General features: G+C 68.7%; 24 protein-coding genes. All 24 read left to right on the forward strand.

Going from position 1 to position 24,884, the window contains the following annotated elements:
- Positions 1 to 33: 33 nt before the first annotated feature.
- The 24 genes from argS to murA all read left to right on the forward strand — a co-directional run bounded on the left by argS (position 34) and on the right by murA (position 24,666).
- Positions 34 to 1,692 carry an arginine--tRNA ligase gene (gene argS, locus ON26_RS04915; protein WP_040794766.1) on the forward strand — a complete coding sequence of 553 codons (1,659 nt, stop codon included), beginning with the start codon at positions 34 to 36 and terminating at the stop codon, positions 1,690 to 1,692.
- The gene (lysA, locus tag ON26_RS04920) at positions 1,692 to 3,143 is read left to right on the forward strand and encodes a diaminopimelate decarboxylase (protein ID WP_040794767.1); all 1,452 of its coding nucleotides are present in this window, start codon (positions 1,692 to 1,694) and stop codon (positions 3,141 to 3,143) included. The genes argS and lysA overlap by 1 nt, the downstream gene beginning before the upstream one ends.
- Positions 3,143 to 4,498, forward strand: coding sequence for a homoserine dehydrogenase (locus tag ON26_RS04925; protein ID WP_051026704.1), 1,356 nt, complete (start codon positions 3,143 to 3,145; stop codon positions 4,496 to 4,498). Before lysA ends, ON26_RS04925 begins: the two co-directional genes overlap by 1 nt.
- Positions 4,495 to 5,589 carry a threonine synthase gene (gene thrC, locus ON26_RS04930; protein WP_040794769.1) on the forward strand — a complete coding sequence of 365 codons (1,095 nt, stop codon included), beginning with the start codon at positions 4,495 to 4,497 and terminating at the stop codon, positions 5,587 to 5,589. The genes ON26_RS04925 and thrC overlap by 4 nt, the downstream gene beginning before the upstream one ends.
- Before the next feature lie 25 nt (positions 5,590 to 5,614).
- Entirely contained in the window at positions 5,615 to 6,562 is a 948-nt protein-coding gene (gene thrB, locus ON26_RS04935; protein WP_040794798.1) for a homoserine kinase, read from the forward strand.
- A 401-nt stretch (positions 6,563 to 6,963) separates the two neighbouring features.
- Positions 6,964 to 8,967, forward strand: a complete 2,004-nt coding sequence (gene rho / locus ON26_RS04940) for a transcription termination factor Rho (RefSeq protein ID WP_245545726.1) — start codon at positions 6,964 to 6,966, stop codon at positions 8,965 to 8,967.
- 161 nt (positions 8,968 to 9,128) lie between these two features.
- Entirely contained in the window at positions 9,129 to 9,440 is a 312-nt protein-coding gene (locus ON26_RS04945) for a hypothetical protein (protein WP_040794771.1), read from the forward strand.
- Between the two features lie 217 nt (positions 9,441 to 9,657).
- Positions 9,658 to 9,891, forward strand: a complete 234-nt coding sequence (gene rpmE, locus ON26_RS04950; RefSeq protein WP_040794772.1) for a 50S ribosomal protein L31 — start codon at positions 9,658 to 9,660, stop codon at positions 9,889 to 9,891.
- A gap of 117 nt (positions 9,892 to 10,008) precedes the next feature.
- Positions 10,009 to 11,079, forward strand: a complete 1,071-nt coding sequence (gene prfA, locus ON26_RS04955; protein ID WP_040794773.1) for a peptide chain release factor 1 — start codon at positions 10,009 to 10,011, stop codon at positions 11,077 to 11,079.
- 88 nt (positions 11,080 to 11,167) lie between these two features.
- Entirely contained in the window at positions 11,168 to 12,058 is an 891-nt protein-coding gene (prmC, locus tag ON26_RS04960) for a peptide chain release factor N(5)-glutamine methyltransferase (protein WP_040794774.1), read from the forward strand.
- 128 nt (positions 12,059 to 12,186) lie between these two features.
- Entirely contained in the window at positions 12,187 to 12,852 is a 666-nt protein-coding gene (locus ON26_RS04965; protein WP_040794775.1) for an L-threonylcarbamoyladenylate synthase, read from the forward strand.
- A 37-nt stretch (positions 12,853 to 12,889) separates the two neighbouring features.
- Positions 12,890 to 14,056 (forward strand): MraY family glycosyltransferase, encoded by a 1,167-nt coding sequence (locus ON26_RS04970; protein WP_281032350.1) that lies wholly within the window; start codon positions 12,890 to 12,892, stop codon positions 14,054 to 14,056.
- Between the two features lie 71 nt (positions 14,057 to 14,127).
- Positions 14,128 to 14,586, forward strand: a complete 459-nt coding sequence (locus tag ON26_RS04975) for a Cg1360 family ATP-synthase-associated protein (RefSeq protein WP_040794777.1) — start codon at positions 14,128 to 14,130, stop codon at positions 14,584 to 14,586.
- A gap of 316 nt (positions 14,587 to 14,902) precedes the next feature.
- Complete coding sequence (gene atpB / locus ON26_RS04980; RefSeq protein WP_505769251.1) at positions 14,903 to 15,682, forward strand: F0F1 ATP synthase subunit A; 780 nt, start codon at positions 14,903 to 14,905, stop codon at positions 15,680 to 15,682.
- Positions 15,683 to 15,761: 79 nt separating this feature from the next.
- On the forward strand, positions 15,762 to 16,010 hold the full coding sequence (locus tag ON26_RS04985; RefSeq protein ID WP_033247481.1) for an ATP synthase F0 subunit C: 249 nt from the start codon (positions 15,762 to 15,764) through the stop codon (positions 16,008 to 16,010).
- A gap of 5 nt (positions 16,011 to 16,015) precedes the next feature.
- On the forward strand, positions 16,016 to 16,573 hold the full coding sequence (locus ON26_RS04990; RefSeq protein ID WP_040794779.1) for a F0F1 ATP synthase subunit B: 558 nt from the start codon (positions 16,016 to 16,018) through the stop codon (positions 16,571 to 16,573).
- 19 nt (positions 16,574 to 16,592) lie between these two features.
- Complete coding sequence (locus ON26_RS04995; RefSeq protein WP_040794780.1) at positions 16,593 to 17,402, forward strand: F0F1 ATP synthase subunit delta; 810 nt, start codon at positions 16,593 to 16,595, stop codon at positions 17,400 to 17,402.
- A 65-nt stretch (positions 17,403 to 17,467) separates the two neighbouring features.
- Complete coding sequence (gene atpA, locus ON26_RS05000) at positions 17,468 to 19,105, forward strand: F0F1 ATP synthase subunit alpha (protein ID WP_040794781.1); 1,638 nt, start codon at positions 17,468 to 17,470, stop codon at positions 19,103 to 19,105.
- A gap of 69 nt (positions 19,106 to 19,174) precedes the next feature.
- Positions 19,175 to 20,146: a F0F1 ATP synthase subunit gamma gene (locus ON26_RS05005; RefSeq protein ID WP_040794782.1), complete on the forward strand. Its 972-nt coding sequence runs from the start codon at positions 19,175 to 19,177 to the stop codon at positions 20,144 to 20,146.
- Between the two features lie 79 nt (positions 20,147 to 20,225).
- Complete coding sequence (gene atpD / locus ON26_RS05010; RefSeq protein WP_040794783.1) at positions 20,226 to 21,674, forward strand: F0F1 ATP synthase subunit beta; 1,449 nt, start codon at positions 20,226 to 20,228, stop codon at positions 21,672 to 21,674.
- Between the two features lie 6 nt (positions 21,675 to 21,680).
- A complete protein-coding gene (locus tag ON26_RS05015; RefSeq protein WP_174375363.1) occupies positions 21,681 to 22,073 on the forward strand; it encodes a F0F1 ATP synthase subunit epsilon in 393 nt (130 codons plus the stop codon).
- A gap of 201 nt (positions 22,074 to 22,274) precedes the next feature.
- Positions 22,275 to 22,697, forward strand: coding sequence for a DUF2550 domain-containing protein (locus ON26_RS05020; protein WP_040794785.1), 423 nt, complete (start codon positions 22,275 to 22,277; stop codon positions 22,695 to 22,697).
- Positions 22,698 to 22,719: 22 nt separating this feature from the next.
- Positions 22,720 to 23,301: a cob(I)yrinic acid a,c-diamide adenosyltransferase gene (locus tag ON26_RS05025; protein ID WP_040794786.1), complete on the forward strand. Its 582-nt coding sequence runs from the start codon at positions 22,720 to 22,722 to the stop codon at positions 23,299 to 23,301.
- 51 nt (positions 23,302 to 23,352) lie between these two features.
- The gene (murA, locus tag ON26_RS05030; protein ID WP_040794787.1) at positions 23,353 to 24,666 is read left to right on the forward strand and encodes a UDP-N-acetylglucosamine 1-carboxyvinyltransferase; all 1,314 of its coding nucleotides are present in this window, start codon (positions 23,353 to 23,355) and stop codon (positions 24,664 to 24,666) included.
- Positions 24,667 to 24,884: the final 218 nt, after the last annotated feature.

The following is a 24,884-nucleotide window of genomic DNA, read 5'->3' on the forward strand; positions in this document are numbered from 1 at the left end:
TGTTCACCTGCCCAGACCATAGGATAGAGACTCGTGACTCCAGCTGACCTTGCAGATCTCCTTCACGCCACTGCGGCGAAGGTGCTCGTCGAACGTGGGCTCGACCCCACGGTGCTGCCCGACGAGGTCACTGTGGAGCGTCCGCGTAACCCCGAACACGGCGACTATGCCACGAATCTGGCGATGAAGGTTGCCAAGAAGGCCGGCACGAATCCGCGCGAGCTGGCCGGCTGGCTGGCCGACGCGCTGACCGCCGCCGACGGCGTGAGTTCTGCCGAGGTGGCCGGTCCCGGCTTCCTGAACATCCGCCTCGCGGCCGCGGCGCAGGGCGCGGTGCTCGAGCGGGTGCTCGCCGCAGGCGCCGCCTACGGCACCTCGGACGCGCTGTCCGGGCTGAAGATCAATCTGGAATTCGTCTCGGCGAACCCGACCGGGCCGGTGCATCTGGGCGGCACCCGCTGGGCCGCGGTCGGTGACGCGCTGGGCCGGGTCCTGCTGGCCCAGGGCGCCGAGGTGACCCGGGAGTACTACTTCAACGATCACGGCGCGCAGATCGACCGGTTCGCCGCCTCGCTGGTGGCTGCCGCCACCGGCGCGCCGACCCCGGAGAACGGCTACGCGGGCGCCTACATCGGCGAGATCGCCGAGCAGATCGTGGCCGCCCATCCGGACGCGCCGAACCTGCCCGAGGCGGCGCGGCACGAGCTGTTCCGCGCCGAGGGCGTGGAGCTGATGTTCACCCACATCAAGCAGACGCTGCACGATTTCGGCACCGACTTCGACGTCTACTTCAACGAGTCCTCGCTGTTCGCCTCCGGCGCGGTCGAGGCCGCCGTCGAGCAGCTCAAGTCCTCCGGCGACCTGTACCAGAAGGACGGCGCCTGGTGGATCGCCAGCTCCGAGTACGGCGACGACCAGGACCGCGTGGTCATCAAGAGCGACGGCAACGCCGCCTACATCGCCGGTGACATCGCCTACTTCCAGAACAAGCGCAAGCGCGGCTTCGACCTGTGCATCTACATGCTCGGCGCCGACCACCACGGCTACATCGGCCGGCTGAAGGCGGCCGCCGCCGCGTTCGGCGACGATCCGGCCACCGTCGAGGTGCTCATCGGTCAGATGGTGAACCTGGTGCGCGACGGCCAGGCCGTGCGGATGAGCAAGCGCGCGGGCACCGTGGTGACCCTCGACGACCTGGTCGAGGCCATCGGCGTCGATGCCGCCCGCTACGCGCTGGTGCGCTGGTCGGTCAACTCCAGTGTCGACATCGACCTGAACCTGTGGACCAGCCAGAAGAACGAGAACCCGGTCTACTACGTGCAGTACGCGCACGCCCGCACCGCCTCGATCGGCCGCAACGCCGCCGCCTTCGACTACGCGAGCGTCACCCCGGATCTGTCCCAGCTCACCGCCGACGAGGAGGGCGAGCTGATCCGCACCATCGGCGAGTACCCGCGGGTGGTCTCCAGTGCGGCGAGCCTGCGCGAACCGCATCGGGTGGCCCGCTACCTGGAGGAACTGGCAGGCGCCTACCACCGGTTCCAGACCAACTCCAAGCTGCGCGTGCTGCCGCTGGGCGACGAGCCGGTCTCGCCGCTCAACGCCGCCCGGCTGGTGATGGTGAACGCCACCCGTCAGGTGCTGGCCAACGGCCTGGCCCTGCTCGGCGTGAGCGCGCCGGAGCAGATGTGATGAGCGCCCATCCCGCCGGATCCCGGCATGCCGAACTCAGCGGTGGCGCCGCGAGCGAGTCGACCCGGCTCCCGCACGCCCCGACCCTGCCGATGCGGCCGTCCGACCCGCGACAGCTGATCGACCTGCCCGCGAACGTCTGGCCGCGCAACGCCGCCCGCGACGACGCCGACGAGGTGCGCCTGGCCGGTGTGCCGGTGCGGGAGCTGGCCCAGGAATTCGGCACGCCGCTGTTCGTGATCGACGAGGACGACTTCCGCTCGCGCTGCCGCGACATGGTGCGCGCCTTCGGCCCGGGCGCCCGGGTGCACTACGCCTCCAAGGCGTTCCTGTGCGGCGCGATCGCCCGCTGGATCGACGAAGAGGGGCTGTCGCTGGACGTGGCCTCCGGCGGCGAGCTGGCCGTGGCGCTGCATGCCGGCTTCCCCGCCGAGCGAATCACCGTGCACGGCAACAACAAGTCGGTCGTCGAGCTGGAGGCGGCGGTGGCCGCCGGTGTCGGGCATCTGGTCATCGATTCGATGATCGAGATCGACCGCCTCGACGCCGTCGCGCGTCGCGCCGGTGTGGTGCAGGACGTGCTCGTGCGGATCACGGTCGGCGTGGAAGCCCATACCCACGAATACATCTCGACCGCGCACGAGGATCAGAAGTTCGGCTTCTCGATCGCGGGCGGCGACGCGATGGAGGCGTTGGCGCGGGTCTTCGAGGCGGGCAATCTGCGCCTGGTCGGCCTGCACTCGCACATCGGCTCGCAGATCTTCGAGATCGACGGCTTCGAGATCGCCGCCCGGCGCATCCTCGGCCTGTGGCGCGAGGCGGTCGACAAATTCGGCGCCGAGCGCACCGCCCAGATGTCGACCCTGGACCTCGGCGGCGGCCTCGGCATCGCCTACCTGCCCGGCGACACCCCGCCGCCGCTGGACGAGTTCGCGGCCAAGCTGCGCCGCATCGTCGCCGAGGAAGCCGATCGCGCGGGTCTGCCCGAGCCGACCATCGCGGTCGAGCCGGGGCGTGCCATCGCCGGACCCGGCACGGTCACCGTCTACGAGGTCGGCACCGTCAAGGACGTCACGCTCGACGGCGGCGTGCGCAGGCGCTACATCAGCGTCGACGGCGGTATGAGCGACAACATCCGCCCGGCGCTCTACCAGGCCGAGTACGACTGCAGGCTGGTCTCGCGCGCCTCCGACGCGCCCGCCGTGGTGGCGCGGGTGGTCGGAAAGCATTGCGAGAGCGGCGATATCGTCATCCGTGACGCCTGGATGCCCGCCGATGTGGGGCCCGGCGATCTGATCGGGGTGGCCGCCACCGGCGCGTACTGCTATTCCATGTCCAGCCGGTACAACCAGCTGACGCGCCCGGCGGTCGTCGCCGTGCGCGACGGCCGGGCCCGGCTGGTGCTGCGCCGGGAGACGGTGGCGGATCTGCTGAGTCTGGAGGTTGAGTGATGACCGAAGCGGCCAACAACGGCGCCTGGGGGACCGATCGCCCGATCGGAGTCGCGGTGCTCGGTATGGGCAACGTGGGCACCGAGGTCGTGCGCATCCTGCGCGAACACGCCGAGGACCTGCGCGCCCGCGTCGGTGCCCCGGTGATCCTGCGCGGTGTCGCGGTGCGCGATCTCGGCAAGGACCGCGGCATCCCGGCCGAACTGCTGACCACCGATGCCGAGGCGCTGGTCGCGCGCGACGACGTCGACCTGGTGGTCGAGGTCGTCGGCGGCATCGACCCGGCGCGCGCGCTGATCCTCTCGGCGCTGAACTCCGGCAAGTCGGTGGTGACCGCCAACAAGGCGCTGCTGGCCGATTACACCGGCGAACTCGCCGCCGCCGCCGAGCGCAATCGCGCCGACCTGTACTTCGAGGCCGCGGTGGCGGGCGCGATCCCCGTGGTGCGCCCGCTCATCCAGTCGTTGTCCGGCGACCGGGTCAACCGGGTGGTCGGCATCGTCAACGGCACCACCAACTTCATCCTCTCGGCGATGGACGAGACCGGCGCGGACTACTCCGCCACCCTCGCCGAGGCCACCCGCCTCGGTTACGCCGAAGCCGATCCGACCGCCGACGTCGAGGGATACGACGCCGCCGCCAAGGCCGCCATCCTGGCCTCGCTGGCCTTCCACACCCGCGTCACCGCCGCCGACGTCTACCGCGAGGGCATCTCCAAGATCAGCGCGGAGGACCTCGAGACCGCCTCCGCGGTGAACTGCACGGTCAAGCTGCTGGCAATCTGCGAGCGAGTTCCCGCCGGCCCAGGTGAGCCCACCCCCGCCGAGGGTGGCAAGGAGCGCGTCTCGGTGCGGGTCTACCCGGCGCTGATCCCGCGCAGGCATCCGCTGGCCGCGGTGACCGGCGCCTTCAATGCCGTGGTCGTGGAGGCCGAGAACGCGGGCAGGCTGATGTTCTACGGTCAGGGCGCCGGTGGCGCGCCGACGGCCTCGGCGGTGCTCGGCGATCTGGTGATGGCCGCCCGCAACAAGTTCTTCGGTGGCCGCGCCCCGGGCGAATCGGTTTATGCTGAGCTACCGATCGCGCCGATCGGCGATACGCCCACCCGCTATCACGTGAACCTGCAGGTCGAAGACCGTCCCGGTGTTCTGGCCAAGGTGGCGGGCGAATTCGCCAAACACGAGGTCAGCATCTCGACGGTCCGCCAGGAAGGACACGGCGAGGGCGCTCGATTGGTCGTCGTGACCCACCACGCCGTGGAATCGGCGCTCGCGGACACCGTCGCCGCCCTCGCGGAGATGGAGTCCGTCACATCCGTGACAAGTGTCCTGAGACTGGAAGGCACCGAAGAATGAGTACCGCAGGCGTCGCCCCGCAGGCAGGCGTGCATTCCCGCTGGCCGGGTCTGATCGCCGCCTACCGTGACCGGCTCGAGGGCGCGGCCGATTGGGAGCCGGTCACCCTGTTCGAGGGCGGCACCCCGCTGGTGCCCGCGCCGTACCTGTCCGAGCTGACCGGGTGTGAGGTGTACCTCAAGGTCGAAGGCGCGAACCCGACCGGGTCGTTCAAGGACCGCGGCATGACCATGGCCATGACCGATGCCAAGTACCGCGGCCAGAAGGCCGTGCTGTGCGCGTCCACCGGCAACACCTCGGCCTCGGCCGCGGCCTACGCCACCCGCGCCGGCATGACCTGCGCGGTGCTCATCCCGCAGGGCAAGATCGCGATGGGCAAGCTGGCCCAGGCGGTCATGCTCGGCGCGCAGGTCATCCAGGTCGAGGGCAACTTCGACGACTGCCTGGAGCTGGCCCGCAAGGTCACCTCGGAGTTCCCCTCCATCGGCCTGGTGAACTCGGTCAACCCGGCGCGCATCGAGGGGCAGAAGACCGCCTCCTTCGAGATCTGCGACGTGCTCGGCAAGGCGCCCGACGTGCACGCGCTGCCGGTCGGCAACGCGGGCAACATCACCGCGTACTGGCGCGGCTACCGCGAGTACTACGCCGACGGCGTCATCGGCTCGCTGCCGCGCATGCTCGGTGTGCAGGCCGCGGGGGCCGCCCCGCTGGTCAACGGAGCTCCGGTCAAGGATCCCGAGACCATCGCCACCGCCATCCGCATCGGCGCCCCGGCCTCGTGGAACGGTGCGGTCGCGGCCAAGGAGGAGTCCGGCGGCGCGTTCCGCGCGGCCACCGACGACGAGATCCTCGAGGCCTACCGCCTGGTCGCGGCCAAGGAAGGCGTGTTCGTCGAGCCCGCGTCGGCCGCCTCCGTCGCCGGCGTGCTCGCCGCCCGCAAGGAAGGCTGGCTCGAGCCCGGCCTGACCGTGGTCTGCACGGTGACCGGCAACGGCCTCAAGGACCCCGACACCGCGCTGCTCGGCATGCCGCAGGTCGAGGCGATCGCGGTGGACCCGGTGGCCGTGGCCGCCCGTCTCGAGCTGGCCTGAGTTGAAATCGCGCGAACCCCAGCTGATGACACGGACGCTGCCCGCCGGTCTCACCGTGACCGCGCGGGTGCCCGCCTCCAGCGCCAACCTGGGCCCCGGATTCGATTCGCTCGGAATGGCTTTGGGCATCTACGACGAAATCGAGGTCCGCACCACCGATTCCGGGCTGAACATCCGGGTCGAGGGTGAGGGCGCCGACGACGTGCCCTGGGGCCCCACCCATCTGGTGGTGCGGGCCATCGAACGCGGACTCGAGCACGCGGGCGTCTGGGCGGACGGCCTCGACGTGGTGTGCCGCAACGTGATTCCGCATTCGCGCGGCCTCGGTTCGTCGGCGTCCGCGGTGGTCGGCGGCCTGGCCGCCGGCTCCGGCCTCGCCGCCCGGCTCGATCCAGACCTGGCCGCGGGCGCCGATCAGCTGGTGCAGCTGGCCTCGGAATTCGAGGGACACCCGGACAATGCCGCGGCCAGCGTCCTCGGCGGCATCGTCATCTCCTGGACCGAGACCGCGGTCGAGGCGGGCGCCGAGGTGCCCGAGCACGGCCGTGTCTACCGGGCCGTCCGGCTGGATCCGCATCCCGCGCTGCGCCCGGTGGTGCTGGTCCCGGAGGTGCGGTCCTCCACCGCGCACACCCGCGGCCTGCTGCCGGAGACGGTGCCGCACGCCGACGCGGCGTTCAATGTCAGCCGGGCCGCGCTGGCCGTGGTGGCGCTCACCTCGCGTCCGGAGCTGCTGATGCCGGCCACTGTGGACCGGCTGCACCAGTCCCAGCGCGCCCCTGCGCTGCCGGTGACCACCCGGTGGATCGAGCGGCTGCGCGCGGCGGGCATCCCGGCCACGGTTTCGGGGGCGGGACCGACTGTTCTGGCCCTGCCGACCAGCGACTTTCCGGCCGAACTCAGGGATCTCGCGGTAGCCGAGGGGCTGCGGGTGATCGAGCCGGGAGTGGCCGACGGGGTCCGGGTCAGCTGACGGCGCGTCCGTCTTGCCGAGTTTCACCGAATCCAGCTATCCTGGGCGTGTCCGTACATCGTGCGCATCAGACGCCGGTGCTTCATCAGGGCAATCGCTCCAGCAGGCTCCAGGCTCGAGCCTCCAGGCCATGGGGGTACTGCGCAGCTGTGCAACTGGAATGATCTCTCCCACCTTTCACCACCGGTGGCGAAGCCTCCGGTCCGGCGGAGCAGGCGATACGGCAACACCGAGTCCGGCACAGTGCCCGGACTGCGGACGAACCCCTCGACTCAGCACACGGCATTCGAGGGAAGGAAAGGATTTCCGTGACAGATACGGACCTGCTCGCGACACCCGGGGTGGATTCCAACCCAAGTTCCTCGGGCGGCCGCGAAAGTGAATCCGGACAGATTTCGAAGATGAGCGAACATACCGACGTCGCACGATCGGGGCTGACTGGGATGTTGTTGCCGCAGTTGCGCGCCCTCGCCGGAGAACTCGGGATCCGAGGCACCTCCGGGATGCGCAAGGGCGATCTGATCGCCGCCATCAAAGAGAATCAGGCAGGCAAGGCCGCCAAGTCCGACAAGCCGGCCCGCTCCGACGCGAAGGCCGAGCAGACCGCTCTCGACGTGCAGGCCCCCGCGAAGGGCAAGTCCGCGGAGAAGCCCGCCGCCGAGCCGAAGGGCGCCGACGACAAGGCCGCCGCGAAGGCCGCCGACCGCAAGGCCGTCGATGGCAAGGGCGCCGAGGTGAAGGACGCCGCCGAGGTGAAGGACGCCGCGCCGAGCGCGCAGGCCGCCGCCTCGACGCAGGCGCCCGCCGCGCAGCCCGATTCGGCCGCGGGAGAGGCGCAGAGCTCCTCCGATGGCGGCGAGGATTCCGGTCGCGAGCCGGGTCAGCGTGGTCGTGGTCGCCAGCGGCGCGGCCGCGAGCAGGCCCGCTCGGGCGGCGACAATGCCGAGGCGCAGGAGTCGAAGTCCGACGGCGACTCCGGTGAGCGCAGGCGCGATCGCAATCAGGGTGAGCGCAGCCAGCAGGGTGACCGCGGCCAGCAGGGTGAGCGCGGCCAGCAGGGTGAGCGCGGTCAACAGGGCGAGCGCGGTCAGAGCCAGGGCGATCGTGGCCCACAGGGCGGCGGTCGCAACGACGCCCGCGGCGGTGACGACGACGAGAGCGGTCGCGGACGGCGGGGACGTCGGTTCCGTGAGCGTCGCCGTGGGCGTGATCGCGAAGCCGGCGGCGGTGAGAGCCGTGAGCTCGAGATCCGCGAGGACGACGTGCTGCAGCCGGTCGCGGGCATCCTCGACGTGCTGGACAACTACGCCTTCGTGCGCACTTCGGGCTACCTGGCCGGGCCCAACGACGTCTACGTGTCGATGAACCTGGTCCGCAAGAACGGCCTGCGCCGCGGCGACGCGATCACCGGCGCCGTGCGCGCCCCGCGCGACGGCGAGCAGGGCAGCCAGCGGCAGAAGTTCGACCCGCTGGTGCGGCTGGACACCGTCAACGGCGGCGACGTCGAGGCGGCCAAGCGTCGTCCGGAGTTCGGCAAGCTGACCCCGCTGTACCCGAACCAGCGCCTGCGGCTGGAAACCCAGCCCAACAAGCTGACCACGCGCGTGATCGATCTGATCATGCCGATCGGCAAGGGCCAGCGCGCGCTGATCGTGTCCCCGCCGAAGGCCGGTAAGACCACGATCCTGCAGGACATCGCCAATGCGATCGCGACCAACAACCCCGAGTGCTACCTGATGGTCGTGCTGGTCGACGAGCGTCCCGAAGAGGTCACCGATATGCAGCGTTCGGTGAAGGGTGAGGTGATCGCCTCCACCTTCGACCGTCCGCCGAGCGATCACACCTCGGTCGCCGAGCTGGCCATCGAGCGGGCCAAGCGCCTGGTCGAAATGGGCAAAGATGTTGTGGTGCTGCTGGACTCGATCACCCGATTGGGCCGTGCGTACAACAACTCCTCGCCCGCCTCGGGCCGCATCCTCTCCGGTGGCGTCGACTCGACCGCGCTGTACCCGCCCAAGCGGTTCCTCGGCGCGGCGCGCAATATCGAGAACGGCGGCTCGCTGACGATCATCGCCACCGCCATGGTGGAAACCGGCTCGACCGGTGACACGGTGATCTTCGAGGAGTTCAAGGGCACCGGCAACGCCGAGCTCAAGCTCGACCGCAAGATCGCCGAGCGGCGCGTGTTCCCCGCGGTGGACGTCAACCCGTCCGGCACCCGCAAGGACGAGCTGCTGCTCAACCCCGACGAGGCAGCGGTCCTGCACAAGCTGCGCCGCGTGCTCTCCGGTCTGGACTCGCATCAGGCGATCGACCTGCTGATCGACCGTCTCAAGAAGTCGAAGAACAATCTCGAGTTCCTGATGCAGGTCAGCAAGACCGCGCCGGGCGCGCTGGACGAGTAGTCCCCGCCGGACCGACATCGAACCCAGAGGGCCCCCAGGATTGGGGGCCCTCTCATTTTTCGTTTTCCGCCGAACCGCGGTCGGCGGCGACTCTAGGGTGTGAAACGTATCGACTTCACTATCTTCGAAGAGCGGCTATGCGTACTGCAAAGAACGAGTTCATGCGAACCCCCATCCGACTCACAGTCGCCGCACTCGCCGGCGCCACCCTGATCGCCGGTATCGGCGCCGGGGCGGCGATGGCCGAACCCGCCCCGGTGCCCGATCCCGGACCGTCGAGGACCGGCTCGTCGATGATCGACTTCGCCGATCTCGGATCGAGCATGGGGTCATCGGCCCTCCAGCGCGGCGACATCCTGAGCGCGCTCGCCATCCTGGTGAACATCCCCTTCCCGATCCTGATCGGCGGGTTCTGCGATGCGACCTCGATGTCCGGGACCGGAGGGGAAGGCAACATCTGCGCGGCGTTCTGAGCCGGGGGCCCGGGCCGGCGTGGTGCCGAACGGTCTCCGGCTGTCGGGAACAAAGGGCATCCGAGGGTGGTTGTGGGAGGGTGACGACGGTTCTGGCATACTGGATCGCCGTGCGTCCGCCGCGTTTCGCGGACAATCCCGCCTAGTCGGTCCCGGTTCACGTCCCGATCACGAAAACGATCTGGGCGACCCGGCGGCCAATATCGAGAGGACACCCATGAAGGCCGGAATCCACCCGACCTACGTCGACACCACTGTCGTCTGCGGTTGTGGCAACACCTTCCAGACTCGCAGCACCAAGGAGTCCGGACAGATCACCGTCGAGGTCTGCTCGCAGTGCCATCCGTTCTACACCGGCAAGCAGAAGATCCTCGACACCGGCGGTCGCGTGGCCCGCTTCGAGGCCCGCTACGGCAAGCGCGCCGGCAAGAAGGCCGACGACGCCAAGTAGCTTCCTCGCCGACGCCCGGTCCTGCATCGCAGGCCCGGGCGTCGGTGTTTTTTCTCCCAGCACGTCAGGGCCGCGACATCGGGTGGCGCGCCCATCTTTCGAGAAAGAGGAAGAAACATGACGCAGCCGTCCGCGATCGACGACATCCTGGCCGAGCACGCGGGGCTGGAGACCCAGCTGGCCGATCCGGCGCTGCACAACGATCCGACGGCCGCCCGCCGGGTCGGCAAGCGATTCGCCGAACTGGCGCCGGTCATGGCCACCTACCGCAAGCTCGAGTCCGCCAAGGACGACCTGAGCGCGGCCAGGGAACTCGCCGCCGACGACCCGTCCTTCGCCGCCGAGGTGCCCGAGCTGGAACGCCAGGTCGAGGAATTCGAGCAGGCGCTGGCCGACCTGCTTGCCCCGCGTGACCCGCACGACGGCGACGACGTGGTGCTCGAGGTGAAATCCGGCGAAGGCGGCGAGGAGTCCGCGCTGTTCGCCGCCGATCTGGCCCGGATGTACATCCGCTATGCCGAACAACGCGGCTGGCGGGTGGAAGTGCTCGACGCCACGGTCTCCGACCTGGGCGGGTACAAGGAAGCGACGCTGTCGATCAAGAGCCGCGACGCCGCGCGCGACGGCGTGTGGTCGCGATTCAAGTTCGAAGGCGGCGTGCACCGGGTGCAGCGCGTGCCGGTCACCGAATCGCAGGGCCGGATCCACACCTCGGCCGCGGGCGTGCTCATCTACCCCGAGCCCGACGAGGTGGCCGAGGTGCAGATCGACGACACCGATCTGCGCATCGACGTCTACCGGTCCTCGGGCAAGGGCGGCCAGGGCGTCAATACCACCGACTCGGCGGTGCGCATCACCCACCTGCCCACCGGCATCGTGGTGACCTGCCAGAACGAGCGCTCTCAGCTGCAGAACAAGGCCCGCGCCATGCAGGTGCTCGCGGCGCGGCTGCAGGCGCTGGCCGAGGAACAGGCCGAGCAGGAAGCCGCCGCCGGACGCGCCGTGCAGGTGCGCACCGTGGACCGCTCCGAGCGCATCCGCACCTACAACTTCCCGGAGAACCGGATCACCGACCATCGCATCGGCTACAAGTCGCACAACCTGGACGCGGTGCTCGACGGCGATCTCGACGCCCTGCTCGACGCGCTGGGCAAGGCCGACCGTGAGGCGCGCATGGCCGCGGAGTGAGGCCACTGCCTGCTCGACGCGCTGGGCACGGGAGCGCCGATCTCGGCCTGCGCGCCGGCCCCACCCTGCCATCGGGCACAGTGGGGGCGTGAGCAGAACAGCCTTGCGCCCGGTCATCGAATCCGCGTCGGAGCAGTTGCGGTCGGCGGGCGTGCCGAGTCCGCGCGCGGACGCCGAACTGCTGGCCGCGCACCTGCTTGGCGTCGAACGCCCTCGCCTGGCGCTGGTGCCGATGGTCGAGGCGGGCATGCTCGAGCGCTATCAGGCACTGGTCGACCGCCGCGCGCGCCGCGAGCCGTTGCAGTATCTGACCGGCGTCGCGTTCATGGGGGAGATCGACCTCGCCGTCGGACCCGGGGTCTTCGTGCCGCGCCCGGAGACCGAGCTGCTGTTCGCCTGGGCGCTGGCCCACCTGGAATCGCTGCCGCGCGATCACCCGCCGACCGTGGTCGACCTGTGCACCGGCACCGGCGCGCTCGCCCTGGCCGTCGCGCACGCCAGGCCCGACGCCCGGGTCCACGCCGTCGAGATCGATCCCGACGCCCTGACCTGGGCCAGGCGCAATGCCGACGCCCGGATCGCCGACGGCGACACCCCGATCGTCCTGCACGCCGACGACGTCACCGCCCCCGACCTGCTCACCGAGCTGAACGGGCGCGTCGACCTCGTGCTGTCGAACCCGCCCTACATTCCCGAAGGCGCCGAACTCGAGCCGGAGGTCGCCGAACACGACCCGCACCGGGCCCTCTTCGGCGGCCCCGACGGCCTGGACGTGATCCGGGCCATGCTGCCGACCGTGGCCCGCCTGCTGCGGCCCGGCGGCGCCACCGGCATCGAGCACGACGACACCAACGGCTCCGCGCTGGCCGCCCTGCTGCGCGACAGCGGTGCGTTCACCGATGTCGTCGAACACCCCGACCTCGCCGGCCGCCCGCGTTTCGTGGTGGCGCGCAGAGCCGTGCAGGCCTATCCGGCGTGATGGCCGGCCGGAGACTCGGTCTGTCCGGTAGCGCACGGGGGAGCGTGACACCGGGCGCGGACATCGTGCCGGCGGGGCAGCGACGGCCTGATAGCGGTCGTCGGCGCGCCGCGTGACAGGATGGTGGCGTGAGTACCGTCTACGATTGCGCGGATCCCGATTCGCGCGCTGCCGGACTGACCGCGGCCACCAGCGCCCTGAAGTCCGGGCGACTCGTGGTGATGCCCACCGACACCCTGTACGGACTGGCGGCCGACGCGTTCGACTCGACCGCTGTCGCCGAATTGCTGGCCGCCAAGCGGCGCGGCCGCGACATGCCGGTCCCGGTGCTGGTCGGGTCCTGGAACACGATCGACGGGCTGGTGTTCTCGGTGCGCCCGCAGGCCAGGGAGCTGATCCGGGCGTTCTGGCCCGGCGGCCTGAGTCTCGTTGTGCAGCAGGCGCCTTCGCTGGCCTGGGATCTGGGCGATACCCGCGGCACGGTGATGCTGCGGATGCCCCTGCATCCGGTCGCGCTCGATCTGCTGCGCGAGGTGGGCCCGCTCGCGGTCTCCAGCGCCAATGTCTCCGGTCAGCCGCCCGCCGCCACCGCGGCCGCGGCGCGCGAACAGCTCGGCAGCCTGGTCTCGGTCTACCTCGACGGCGGCCCGGCCGCGCACGCGGTGGCTTCCACCATCGTCGACCTGACCGCCGATCAGCCCCGAGTGCTGCGCGAGGGCGCGGTCGCGGTCGCCGAGATCGCCGAAGTGCTCGGGATGTCGCCGGACGAACTGACCGGCACCACGGCCCGGTGAGGCGTGTGAGCGACCGCGTGATCGGACGGTGCCCGGCGTGATCCTGGCGTTCTCCGGCGCCGGCTCCGTAGTGCCGCTGCGCGAGCTCGTGCTGGTGCTGCTCGTCTCGGCGACGGTGACCTTCCTGGCCACCGGTGGCGTCCGGGTCCTGGCGATCGGTTTCGGCGCCATCGCGGTCCCGCGCGCCCGCGATGTGCATCTGGAGCCGATTCCGCGCATGGGCGGCGTCGGCATGTACACCGGCGTGATCGCCGCGATCCTGTTCGCCCACCAATTGCCCGCGCTCCGAAGAGGTTTCGACTACGCCCCGGACATCCCGGCGGTGCTGGTCGCGGCCACGCTGATCGTGGTGGTCGGCATCGTCGACGACCGCTGGGGCCTGGACGCGCTCACCAAGTTCGCCGGGCAGGTCACCGCCGCGGGCGTGATGGCGATGATGGGGCTGAGCTGGTTCGTCATCTACAACCCGTTCGACGACTCCACCGTCGTGCTCGACGCGCTGCAGGGCGGTCTGGTCACCGTCGCCATCACGGTGACGCTGATCAACGCGATGAACTTCGTCGACGGTCTCGACGGGCTGGCGGGCGGCCTCGGATTCATCGCGGCGATCGCGGTTTTCGCGTTCTCGGTGGGCCTGCTCTACGAGCAGGGCGGCTCGGTGGACACCTACCCGCCCGCACTGCTCGCCGCCGCGCTGGCAGGCGCGTGCCTGGGATTTCTGCCGCACAATTTCCAGCCCGCCCGGATATTCATGGGCGATTCCGGGTCGATGCTCATCGGATTGATGCTGGCCGCGATCTCCACCGGCGCGTCCGGGCGAATTCCGCTGCAGGGTTACGGCCCGCGCGACATCGTCGGCCTGCTCTCGCCGGTGCTGCTGGTGGGTGCGGTGATGTTCATTCCGGTGCTCGATCTGCTGCTGGCGATCCTGCGGCGGGTGCGCGCCGGCGTGAGTTTCTCGACGCCGGACAAAATGCATCTGCACCACCGGTTGTTGCAGATCGGGCATTCCCATCGCCGGGTGGTACTGCTGATCTACTTGTGGGTCGGGGTGCTCGCATTCGGTGCGGTCGGCACGTCGCTGATGGATCGCAGGGTGGTCGTATTGCTGATGGCGGGCGGGTTGGTATTCGCCCTCGTGGTGACCGCGGTTCCCGGCCTGCGTCGCCGTGACGAGGCGCAACAGCCTCCGCCGTCCGGCTGACGACCGGGCTCGCCGGGTAAAGGCCCGGCTGGTCGGCGGGGGCCCGGCGCCGCTTGGGTACAGTCGGACATGTGAGTTTCACGCCTACCCCCGTTGCCGGTCCCGACGCGCCGCTGAAGGCCGCGCTGCGTTACGGGCTGATCGGTCTGGCGGCGCTGGTGGTGCTCGCCGCGGGCATCGGGACGGCGGCCGCGGGCCTGCCGGGACTGTGGGGCGCGCTGCTCGGTTCGGCCATCGGCGGGGTGTTCATCCTGACCACGGCGGCGGTCGTGCTGTTCGGCGCGAAGCTGCCGCCGAGCACCGCGGGACTGGTCATGCTGGTCAGCTGGGTGGGCAAGGTGCTGCTGGTGCTGATCGCGGTGGCGATCCTGACCCGCTTCGACTTCTACGACCGCGTGGTGCTGTTCCTGACGGTGATCGGCGCCCTGGTGATCGTGCTCGGCGCGGAGACGGTCGGCGTTGTGCGCCAGAAGGTTCCGTACGTGACGACTCCCGCGGGCGACGGCGACGGCGCCGGCCCGGCGAATTGACTTCACCCCCCTACACAGTGTCGTAGACCGCTTGGTAAAGTGTTGGTAAGCAAGCAACCAAGCCAGGGGTAGTCTCCTGGGTCTCCTATGGTGCCGCTATGCTTACTGCCGTACCGCGCCCGATGAGGGTGTGGTTCTGCATGTCGACGATGTCGCCGACACACGTACAGACGCCTAAGCGGATTTGCCGCCCAGCTGCTGACGAACTTCGAGCCGACCTCAGTCGACCAAATTGATCGTCAATGTCCGATCGAACCGCGGGAATGAAACCCACCTCGCGGCCCGAACACGGGAGAGAACGCTGAGCGTCACCACTTTGGCGGCGGGTGAGTTCCACGCGCCGTCGCTAACCGACTTCTTCCCTCCAGCTGTGCTGTTCGAGGGAACGCCGTTCGAACTCGACCGTTTGATGCTGGTTCGCCTGCTGATGACGGCTGTTCTCGTGGCCGTCATGTTCCTGGCGTTCCGGAGCCCGAAGATCGTTCCGCGCGGCTTGCAGAATGTCGCCGAAATCGGTCTGGTCTTCGTCAAGGAGCAGATTGCCGAGGAGATCCTCGGCAAGGAGACCGGCCGCAAATTCTTCCCGCTGATCGCGACGATCTTCTTCACGGTCCTGTTCCTGAACGTCTCCGGCGTGATCCCGTTCCTGAACATCTCCTCGAACGCCCGGATCGGCATGCCGCTCGTGCTGGCGGCCATCGCATACATCGCGTTCAACTACGTGGGCATCAAGAAGTACGGCTTCTTCACCTATATGCGCTCCAGCATCGTGGTGCCCAACGTGCCGCCCGCACTGCACGTGCTGCTCATCCCGATCGAGTTCGTCTCGACGTTCATCCTGCGTCCGTTCACGCTGACCGTCCGACTCATGGCGAACATGCTGGCCGGCCACATCATGCTGGTGCTGTTCTTCAGCTCCACCTGGTACTTCCTGTTCGACGCCACCGCCTGGATGAAGGTGTTCTCGCCGTTCTCGCTGCTCGCGGGTATCGGGTTCACCCTGTTCGAGCTGCTGGTCGTGTTCCTGCAGGCCTACGTGTTCGCCCTGCTGACCGCTGTCTACATCGGTCTCGCCGAGCACGCCGACTCCCACTGATCCGACCGCACAACAACAACGTCAGACCTGCTACACCGCGCCGGCCGGCGGGTGAGCAAAAGAAAGGGAAAGAAGACTCATGAGCCTCTCGTACCTGGCCCAGGAAGCTGCCACCAACGAGTCGACGCTGAAGGGCCTCGGAGCCGTCGGTTACGGCCTGGCCGCGATCGGCCCGGGCATCGGTGTCGGCATCGTCGTCGGTAAGGCGATCGAGGGTATCGCCCGTCAGCCCGAGCTGCAGGGCACCATCCGGACCAACATGTTCCTCGGCATCGCGTTCACCGAGGCGCTGGCCCTGATCGGCCTCGTCGCCGGCTTCATCTTCTGATTCCGATGTACGAGTACGCAGTACTTGCAGCGGAGGGTGAGGATGTGAATCCTCTCCTCCCCGAAACGTACGACATCGTCTGGTCGATCGTCTGTGTCGTGGTCATCGCCGCGATCTTCTACAAGTTCGTGATCCCGAGCCTGAACAAGGTGCTGGCCGAGCGCACCGAGAAGATCGAGGGCGGTATCGCCAAGGCCGAGGCCGCGCAGGTCGAGGCCCAGCAGACGCTGCAGCAGTACCAGCAGCAGCTGGCCGATGCCAGGCTGGAGGCCGCGCGCATCCGTGAGGAAGCGCGTACGCAGGGCCAGCAGATCCTCGCGCAGATGCGCACCGAGGCGCAGGCCGAAAGCGACCGCATCGTGGCCGCGGGTCACTCGCAGCTGGAAGCCCAGCGCCAGCAGATCCTCACCGAGCTGCGTTCCGAAGTCGGCCGTACGGCCGTCGACCTGGCCGAGAAGATCATCGGTCAGTCGGTTTCGGACGAGGCCAAGCAGGCCGCATCGATCGAGCGCTTCCTGAGCGAACTCGATTCTTCCGATGCCGGCATCGGGGTCGGAAGGTAACGACGCGAAAGTGAGAAGCATGTACGCAGCGAGCCGCGAGGCCAGCTCCCGGTCCCGGGAAGCGCTTCGGGCCGCTCTGACCGGAAGCGACAGTGTTGCCGCCACGACGGGATCGGAACTGTTCGCCGTCGTAGCCGTGCTGGACGACCAGCGTTCGCTGCGTGTTGCGCTCGCGGACGAGTCGGTGCCCGGTTCGGCGCGTGCCGAACTGAGCGAGCGGGTCTTCGGCGGCAAGGTCAGCGTCGCCACCCAGGCGGTGCTGACCACTGCCGTGGCGCAGAACTGGTCGCGCACCTCCGACATGGTCGACACGCTTGTCCTGCTCGGGCAGGAAGCGCTGCTCGAGTCGGCCGCCAACGCGGGCAGGCTGGACGCGGTCGAGGACGAGTTGTTCCGGCTCGGCCGGATCATCGCCGACAACCCCGACCTCGAGCAGGCCCTCTCCGATCGCGCGCGGCCAGTTGAGGCCAAGCGTGAACTGCTGACCCGCCTGCTGACGGGTAAGGCCGAGCCGGTCACCGTCTCCCTGGCGGAACAGGTGGTCACCCGGGAAGGCACCGCCATCGGCGCGGCCTTCGACGAGCTGTCCGCCCTGGTGGCGTCGCGCCGCGATCAGATCGTCGCGCACGTGCGTGCCGCGATCGCCCTGACGCCGCAGCAGCGGGAGCGGCTGGCCGCCTCACTGCAGCGCATCTACGGCAAGCCCGTCACGGTGCACGTCCAGATCGACACGAGCCTGCTCAGCGGGCTGGTCGTCCGGATCGGCGACGACGTGATCGACGGCAGCGCCGTCGGCCGACTGGAGCGGCTGCGCCGGGAACTGGCCTAGGGCCGGCGCCGCAGGCGGCCACCACACCGACATTCGAGACCCTTACAGCGAGAGCAGGACAGAACATGGCGGAGCTGACGATCTCCTCCGACGAGATCCGTAGCGCGATCGAGAGCTACACCCAGAGCTACACCCCCGAGACCTCCATCGAAGAAGTGGGTCTCGTCACCGACACCAGTGACGGCATCGCGCACGTCAGCGGCCTGCCCTCGGCGATGGCCAACGAGCTGCTCGAGTTCCCCGGCGGCGTGCTCGGCGTGGCGCTCAACCTCGAGGACCGCGAAATCGGTGCGGTCATCCTCGGTGAGTACGCGCAGATCGAAGAGGGCCAGCAGGTGCGCCGCACCGGCGACGTGCTCTCGGTGCCCGTCGGCGACAAGTTCCTCGGTCGTGTGGTGAACCCGCTCGGCCAGCCCATCGACGGTCTCGGCGAGATCGAGGCCGAAGAGCGCCGCGTGCTCGAGCTGCAGGCCGCCACCGTGCTGGAGCGCCAGCCGGTCGAGGAGCCGCTGGCCACCGGCATCACCGCCATCGACGCGCTGACCGCCATCGGCCGCGGCCAGCGTCAGCTGGTCATCGGTGACCGCAAGACCGGCAAGACCGCGGTCTGCATCGACGCGATCCTGAACCAGAAGGCGAACTGGGAGACCGGCGACCCGAGCAAGCAGGTCCGCTGCATCTACGTCGCCATCGGTCAGAAGGGTTCCACCATCGCGGGCGTCAAGTCCGCGCTGGAGGAGCACGGCGCGATGGAGTACACCACCATCGTCGCGGCCCCCGCGTCCGATTCCGCCGGCTTCAAGTGGCTGGCCCCCTACACCGGTTCGGCCATCGGCCAGCACTGGATGTACCAGGGCAAGCACGTCCTCATCGTGTTCGACGACCTCACCAAGCAGGCCGAGGCCTACCGCGCCATCTCGCTGCTGCTGCGCCGCCCGCCGGGCCGCGAGGCGTACCCCGGTGACGTCTTCTACCTGCACTCGCGTCTGCTCGAGCGTTGCGCCAAGCTGTCCGACGAGATGGGCGGCGGCTCGATGACCGGTCTGCCGATCATCGAGACCAAGGCCAACGACGTCTCGGCGTTCATCCCGACCAACGTCATCTCCATCACCGACGGTCAGGTCTTCCTCGAGTCCGACCTGTTCAACAAGGGCGTGCGCCCGGCGATCAACGTCGGTACCTCGGTCTCCCGCGTCGGTGGCGCCGCCCAGACCAAGGGCATGAAGCAGGTCGCCGGCTCGCTGCGTCTGGAAATGGCGCAGTACCGCGAACTGGAGGCGTTCTCCGCCTTCGCCTCCGACCTGGACGCCGCCTCGCTGGCCCAGCTCGAGCGCGGTGCCCGCTGGGTGGAGCTGCTCAAGCAGGACCAGTACTCCCCGGTCGCGGTGGAAGACCAGATCGTCTCGATCTTCCTGGTCGACGCCGGCTACTACGACTCGGTCCCGGTCGCCGACATCCGCCGCTTCAACGCGGAGCTGATCGAGGATCTGCACCGCACCGCCGCCGACGCGTTCACCTCGATCGCGGGTGGCAAGCGTCTCGACGACGAGAACGGCGAGGCGCTCAAGGCGGCCACCGACAAGTTCAAGCAGGGCTTCCTGGCCTCCGACGGCAGCCGTGTCGTGAACGAGCCCGCCGCGGGCGAGCTCGGCCACGAAGAGGTCGAGTCGCTGTCGGTCACCCGCAAGCGCGTCGAGAAATAACCGGTCGAGTGATGCGCTATTCGATTGTCGGCGTCGAGCCGACCAGGGCGAATGAAGGGAGTGTGACCCATGGCCAGCTTGCGTGAATTGCGCTCCCGCATTCGTGGTGTGAATTCGATCAAGAAGATCACCAAGGCCCAGGAGCTGATCGCGACCTCGCGAATCTCCAAGGCGCAGGCCAGGGTTGCCGCCGCGAAGCCGTTCGCGGAGGAGATCACCAAGGTGCTCGGCGAGCTCGCGAGCGCGTCGAAGAACCTGTCCCATCCGCTGCTGACCGAGCGCGCGAACCCGCGCCGGGCGGCCGTGCTGGTGATCACCAGCGACAGCGGCATGTGTGGTGGTTACAACTCCAACGTGCTCAAGCGCGCCGAAGAGCTGATGACCACGCTGCGCGGCGAGGGCAAGGAGCCGGTGCTCTATGTCATGGGCGCCAAGGGTCTGACCTACTACACCTTCCGCAACCGGCCGCTCGTGTCGTCGTGGACCGGGTTCTCGCAGCAGCCGAAGTACACCGATGCTTCGGCCGCCTGCAACCACCTGGTCGAGGCGTTCATGGCCGGCTCGGACGGCGAGGTGCCGCACCCGCACGGCACCGGCGACATCGCCGGCGTCGACGAGCTGCACATCGTCTACACGCGGTTCGTCTCGATGCTCACCCAGACCCCGGAGGTGCGCCGCCTGGCGCCGATCCAGGTGAGCATCGTCGACGAGAGCTTCGACCTGGGCGAGGACTCGTTCTCCGATTCCCCGACCGCCGATGTTCAGGCGCAGTACGAATTCGAGCCCGACGCCGATGTGCTGCTGGCGGCGCTGCTGCCCAAGTACATCAACACGCGTATCTACGCGTCGTTGCTCGAGGCAGCGGCATCCGAGTCGGCGGCTCGGCGCACCGCAATGAAGGCGGCCACCGACAACGCCAACGAACTCGCCAGCGTCCTGCAGCGCGAGGCCAACTCGGTACGTCAGGCCCAGATCACGCAGGAAATCAGCGAAATCGTCGGCGGCGTGAACGCGCTGGCGTCGAGCTCGGACCGCGACTAGAAGCGCCGCGGCCTGAGCGAACGGGCCGTAACCACCGGCCCGCCCAGGCCGCAACCAGACACGGAGAGAACCAACACCAATGACCGCAGCTGTCACACAGGACAACACGAGCCGGACCGGCGGCGCCGCAGGCCGCGTCGTCCGCGTCATCGGCCCCGTCGTGGACGTCGAGTTCCCGCGCGGCTCCATTCCCGAGCTGTTCAACGCTCTGCACGCCGAGATCACCCTGACCTCGGTCGCCAAGACGCTGACGCTCGAGGTCGCCCAGCACCTCGGCGACAACATCGTTCGCACCATTTCCATGCAGCCGACCGACGGCCTGGTCCGCGGCGCGACTGTCACCGACACCGGCAAGCCGATCTCGGTGCCCGTCGGCGACGTCGTCAAGGGTCACGTCTTCAACGCCCTCGGTGACTGCCTCGACACCCCCGGCCTAGGCCGCGACGGCGAGCAGTGGGGTATCCACCGCAAGCCGCCGAGCTTCGACCAGCTCGAGGGCAAGACCGAGCTGCTCGAGACCGGCATCAAGGTCATCGACCTGCTGACCCCGTACGTGAAGGGCGGCAAGATCGGTCTGTTCGGTGGCGCCGGTGTCGGCAAGACCGTTCTGATCCAGGAGATGATCACCCGTATCGCGCGTGAGTTCTCCGGCACGTCGGTGTTCGCCGGCGTCGGTGAGCGCACCCGTGAGGGCACCGACCTGCACCTGGAAATGGAAGAGATGGGCGTCCTCCAGGACACCGCCCTCGTCTTCGGCCAGATGGACGAGCCGCCGGGCACCCGTATGCGCGTCGCCCTCTCGGCCCTCACCATGGCCGAGTACTTCCGCGACGTGCAGCACCAGGACGTGCTGCTGTTCATCGACAACATCTTCCGGTTCACCCAGGCCGGTTCCGAGGTGTCGACCCTGCTCGGCCGTATGCCCTCCGCCGTCGGTTACCAGCCCACGCTGGCCGACGAGATGGGTGAGCTGCAGGAGCGCATCACCTCGACCCGTGGCCGGTCCATCACCTCGCTGCAGGCCATCTACGTGCCCGCCGACGACTACACCGACCCGGCCCCGGCGACCACCTTCGCCCACCTGGACGCGACGACCGAGCTCTCCCGCCCGATCTCGCAGAAGGGTATCTACCCCGCCGTCGACCCGCTGACCTCGACCTCGCGCATCCTCGAGGCCTCGATCGTCGGCGACCGGCACTTCGCGGTGGCCAACGAGGTGAAGCGGATCCTGCAGAAGTACAAGGAACTGCAGGACATCATCGCCATCCTCGGCATGGACGAGCTCTCCGAAGAGGACAAGGTCCTCGTCGGCCGCGCCCGTCGCCTGGAGAAGTTCCTCGGCCAGAACTTCATCGTGGCCGAGAAGTTCACCGGTCAGCCGGGCTCGGTCGTGCCGCTGGAGCAGACCATCGACGACTTCGACCGGGTCTGCAAGGGCGAGTTCGACCACTTCCCGGAGCAGGCGTTCAACTCCTGCGGTGGCCTCGACGACGTCGAGAAGGCCGCGCAGAAGATCGCCGGAAAGTAGTAACCGATGGCGGCTGAGTCTGCGAAAGACATGTCTGTTGATCTCGTCGCTGTCGAGCGGCGGCTCTGGTCCGGCCAGGCCACCTTCGTCAGCGCCCAGACCACGGAGGGCCAGATCGGCATCATGCCCGGCCACGAGCCGCTGCTCGGCCAGCTGGTCGAGGGCGGGATCGTGAACATCGTCCCGGTCGAGGGTGAGCGGATCGTCGCCGCCGTGCACGGCGGCTTCTTCTCCGTGACCGCCGGCACGGTGCGCATCCTGGCCGAGTCCGCGGAGTTCGCGGGCGAGGTCGATGTCGAAGAGGCTCGCAAGGTGCTCGCGGACGGCTCCGCGAGCGAGGAGGAACTGCGCGTGGCGCAGGGCCGGGTCCGCGCGGCCGAGCAGGTCGCGAACGCCTGATCGCGTTCCGGCTCCGGAACCCGTACTGTCGGCGGCGAGGCATTGCCTCGCCGCCGACAGTCGTTTCGGCGGAAGGCGACAGACCCTACCGGCTGTAGGGGCCTCCGCGGACTCGTGTTTGAATGTCTGCACCGCTGGGTATCCGGCACCGTTTTCCGGCGGTACGGATGAACGAAAGGACGGACCGCATTGCACACCGGGATGGTTGTCTTGATCATTCTGGTGTTGTTGCTGGTCGCGGTGGCCCTGATATCGGTCTACCGGCTGAGCATGCTCCGTCGCGGCGGCACCTCGGCCCTGCTTCGGGTGCTGCCGGCCAACGGTGGCCAGGGCTGGCGGCACGGCCTGATCCGCTACGACGAGGATCGCCTCGTCTTCTTCAAGCTCACCAGCCTCAAGCTCGGCCCGGATTCGGTGATCAACCGCCGCGGCATCGAGATCGGCGACCGGCGCAGCCCGGTCGGCGACGAATTCGACATCATGAGCGAGGAAATCCTCGTCACCGAGGTATCCGACACCAACGGCCGCTACGAGCTCGCCCTCGACCGAGGGGCTCGGGCGGCTTTCCTGTCCTGGGTGGAGTCCCGGCCCTCGGATCGCGCCCGGCGCATGCGCGGTATGTGACACCGGCTCTACGCTGGTCCCCGTGAGCGTGCACCTGACGAGGATCTACACCCGTACCGGCGACGACGGCACCACCGGACTCAGCGATTTCTCGCGAGTTCGCAAGACCGATCCCCGTCTGGTCGCCTATGCCGACTGCGACGAGACCAATGCCGCGATCGGCGTCGCCATCGCACTCGGCGATCCCGGCGAACACCTGACGAAGGTGCTGCGCCGCGTGCAGAACGACCTGTTCGACGCGGGCGCGGACCTGTCCACGCCGGTGGTCGAGGAGCCGAAGTATCCGCCGCTGCGCATCCGCCAGGACTACATCGACCGGCTGGAGCAGTGGTGCGACGAGTTCAATGCCGAACTCGCGCCACTGAATTCGTTCATCCTGCCCGGCGGCACCCCGCTGGCGGCGCTGCTGCACACCGCCCGCACCGTGGCGCGTCGTGCCGAGCGTTCGGCATGGGCGGCGGTCGAGGCACATCCCGAGGACACCAGTGCCCTGCCCGCCAAGTATCTGAACCGGCTCTCGGATCTGCTCTTCATCCTCAGCCGCTACACCAACCCGGCCGGGGACATCCTCTGGCAGCCGGGTGGCGGCGAGCCGTCCGAATGAGGATGCCCTACACGCCGATGGCATCCCCCTGTGGTGGATAAGCTACCCGTTGTGAGTGAACGGTTTCTGGTCACCGGCGGCAGCCGCCTGGTCGGCGAGGTCGCTGTGGGCGGCGCGAAGAACAGCGTCCTCAAGTTGATGGCCGCCGCCCTGCTGGCCGAAGGCACGACGACGATCACGAACTGCCCGGACATCCTCGATGTCCCGCTGATGGCCGAGGTCCTACGAGGCCTCGGCTGCGATGTCGTGATCTCCGACGCCGCGCCGGGGGACCGTTCGGTGGTGGCCATCACCACGCCGTCCGAGCCGAAGTACCACGCCGACTTTCCGGCCGTCACGCAGTTCCGGGCCTCGGTGTGTGTGCTCGGTCCGCTGATGGCCAGGTGCAAGCGGGCGGTCGTCGCGCTGCCCGGCGGTGACGCGATCGGTTCCCGCCCGCTCGATATGCACCAGGCCGGTCTGCGCCTGCTCGGCGCGACGAGCGAGATCGAGCACGGTTGCGTCGTGGCCCGCGCGGAGGAGCTGCGCGGCGCCCGCATCCGGCTGGACTTCCCCTCGGTGGGCGCCACCGAGAACATCCTGATGGCCGCCGTGCTCGCCGAGGGCGAGACCGTCATCGACAACGCCGCGCGCGAGCCCGACATCGTCGACCTGTGCAACATGCTCGTGCAGATGGGCGCCCGGATCAGCGGCGCGGGCACGTCGGTGCTCACCATCCAGGGCGTCGAGCAGCTGCATCCCACCGAACACCGGGTGATCGGCGACCGCATCGTCGCTGCCACCTGGGGCATCGCGGCTGCCATGACCCAGGGCGACGTGCGGGTCACCGGCGTCAATCCCAAGCACCTGGCGCTGGTGCTGGACAAGCTGCGCTCGGCCGGCGCGCGAATCTCGTTCGAGGTGGACGGTTTTCGTGTCGTCCAGCCGGATCGCCCGCGTGCGGTGAACTTCTCGACCCTGCCGTTCCCCGGCTTCCCGACCGATCTGCAGCCGATGGCGATCGGTCTCGCCGCGATCGCCGACGGCACGTCGATGATCACCGAGAACATCTTCGAGGCCCGGTTCCGCTTCGTGGAGGAGATGATCCGCCTCGGCGCCGATGCCCGTACCGACGGTCATCACGCCGTGGTGCGCGGTATCCCGCGGTTGTCCAGCGCCCCGGTGTGGTCCTCCGACATTCGCGCGGGAGCCGGCCTCGTGCTCGCCGGCCTGGTTGCCGACGGTGTGACCGAAGTGCACGACGTCTTCCACATCGATCGCGGCTATCCGAACTTCGTCGAACAGCTCCAGGCGCTCGGCGGCGGTGTCGAACGGGTGGGCGTCGAACAGGCCGACATCGAACGTGTCGGCGAGAATGCCTCCTGACCAGGCGATTTGACATGATCATCGGCAGCACGTAACTTATTCCAAGTCAGAGCGACACGGACACCGACCCGGAGCCGAGACGCCGAGCCGAGAGGCTGGGCGGGGCCTGGGAAACGAGGTAGGACGAGGAGCGCCTGACAATCACACTGGTTCGATCGGAACCCGATTTGGTTCGGGGAAAAGGTCGCGCTAAGCTGGAGAAGTTGCCTCACTGAAGC

Origin of the sequence: Nocardia higoensis NBRC 100133 (assembly GCF_000308595.1) — a bacterium.
Taxonomy (GTDB): domain Bacteria; phylum Actinomycetota; class Actinomycetes; order Mycobacteriales; family Mycobacteriaceae; genus Nocardia; species Nocardia higoensis.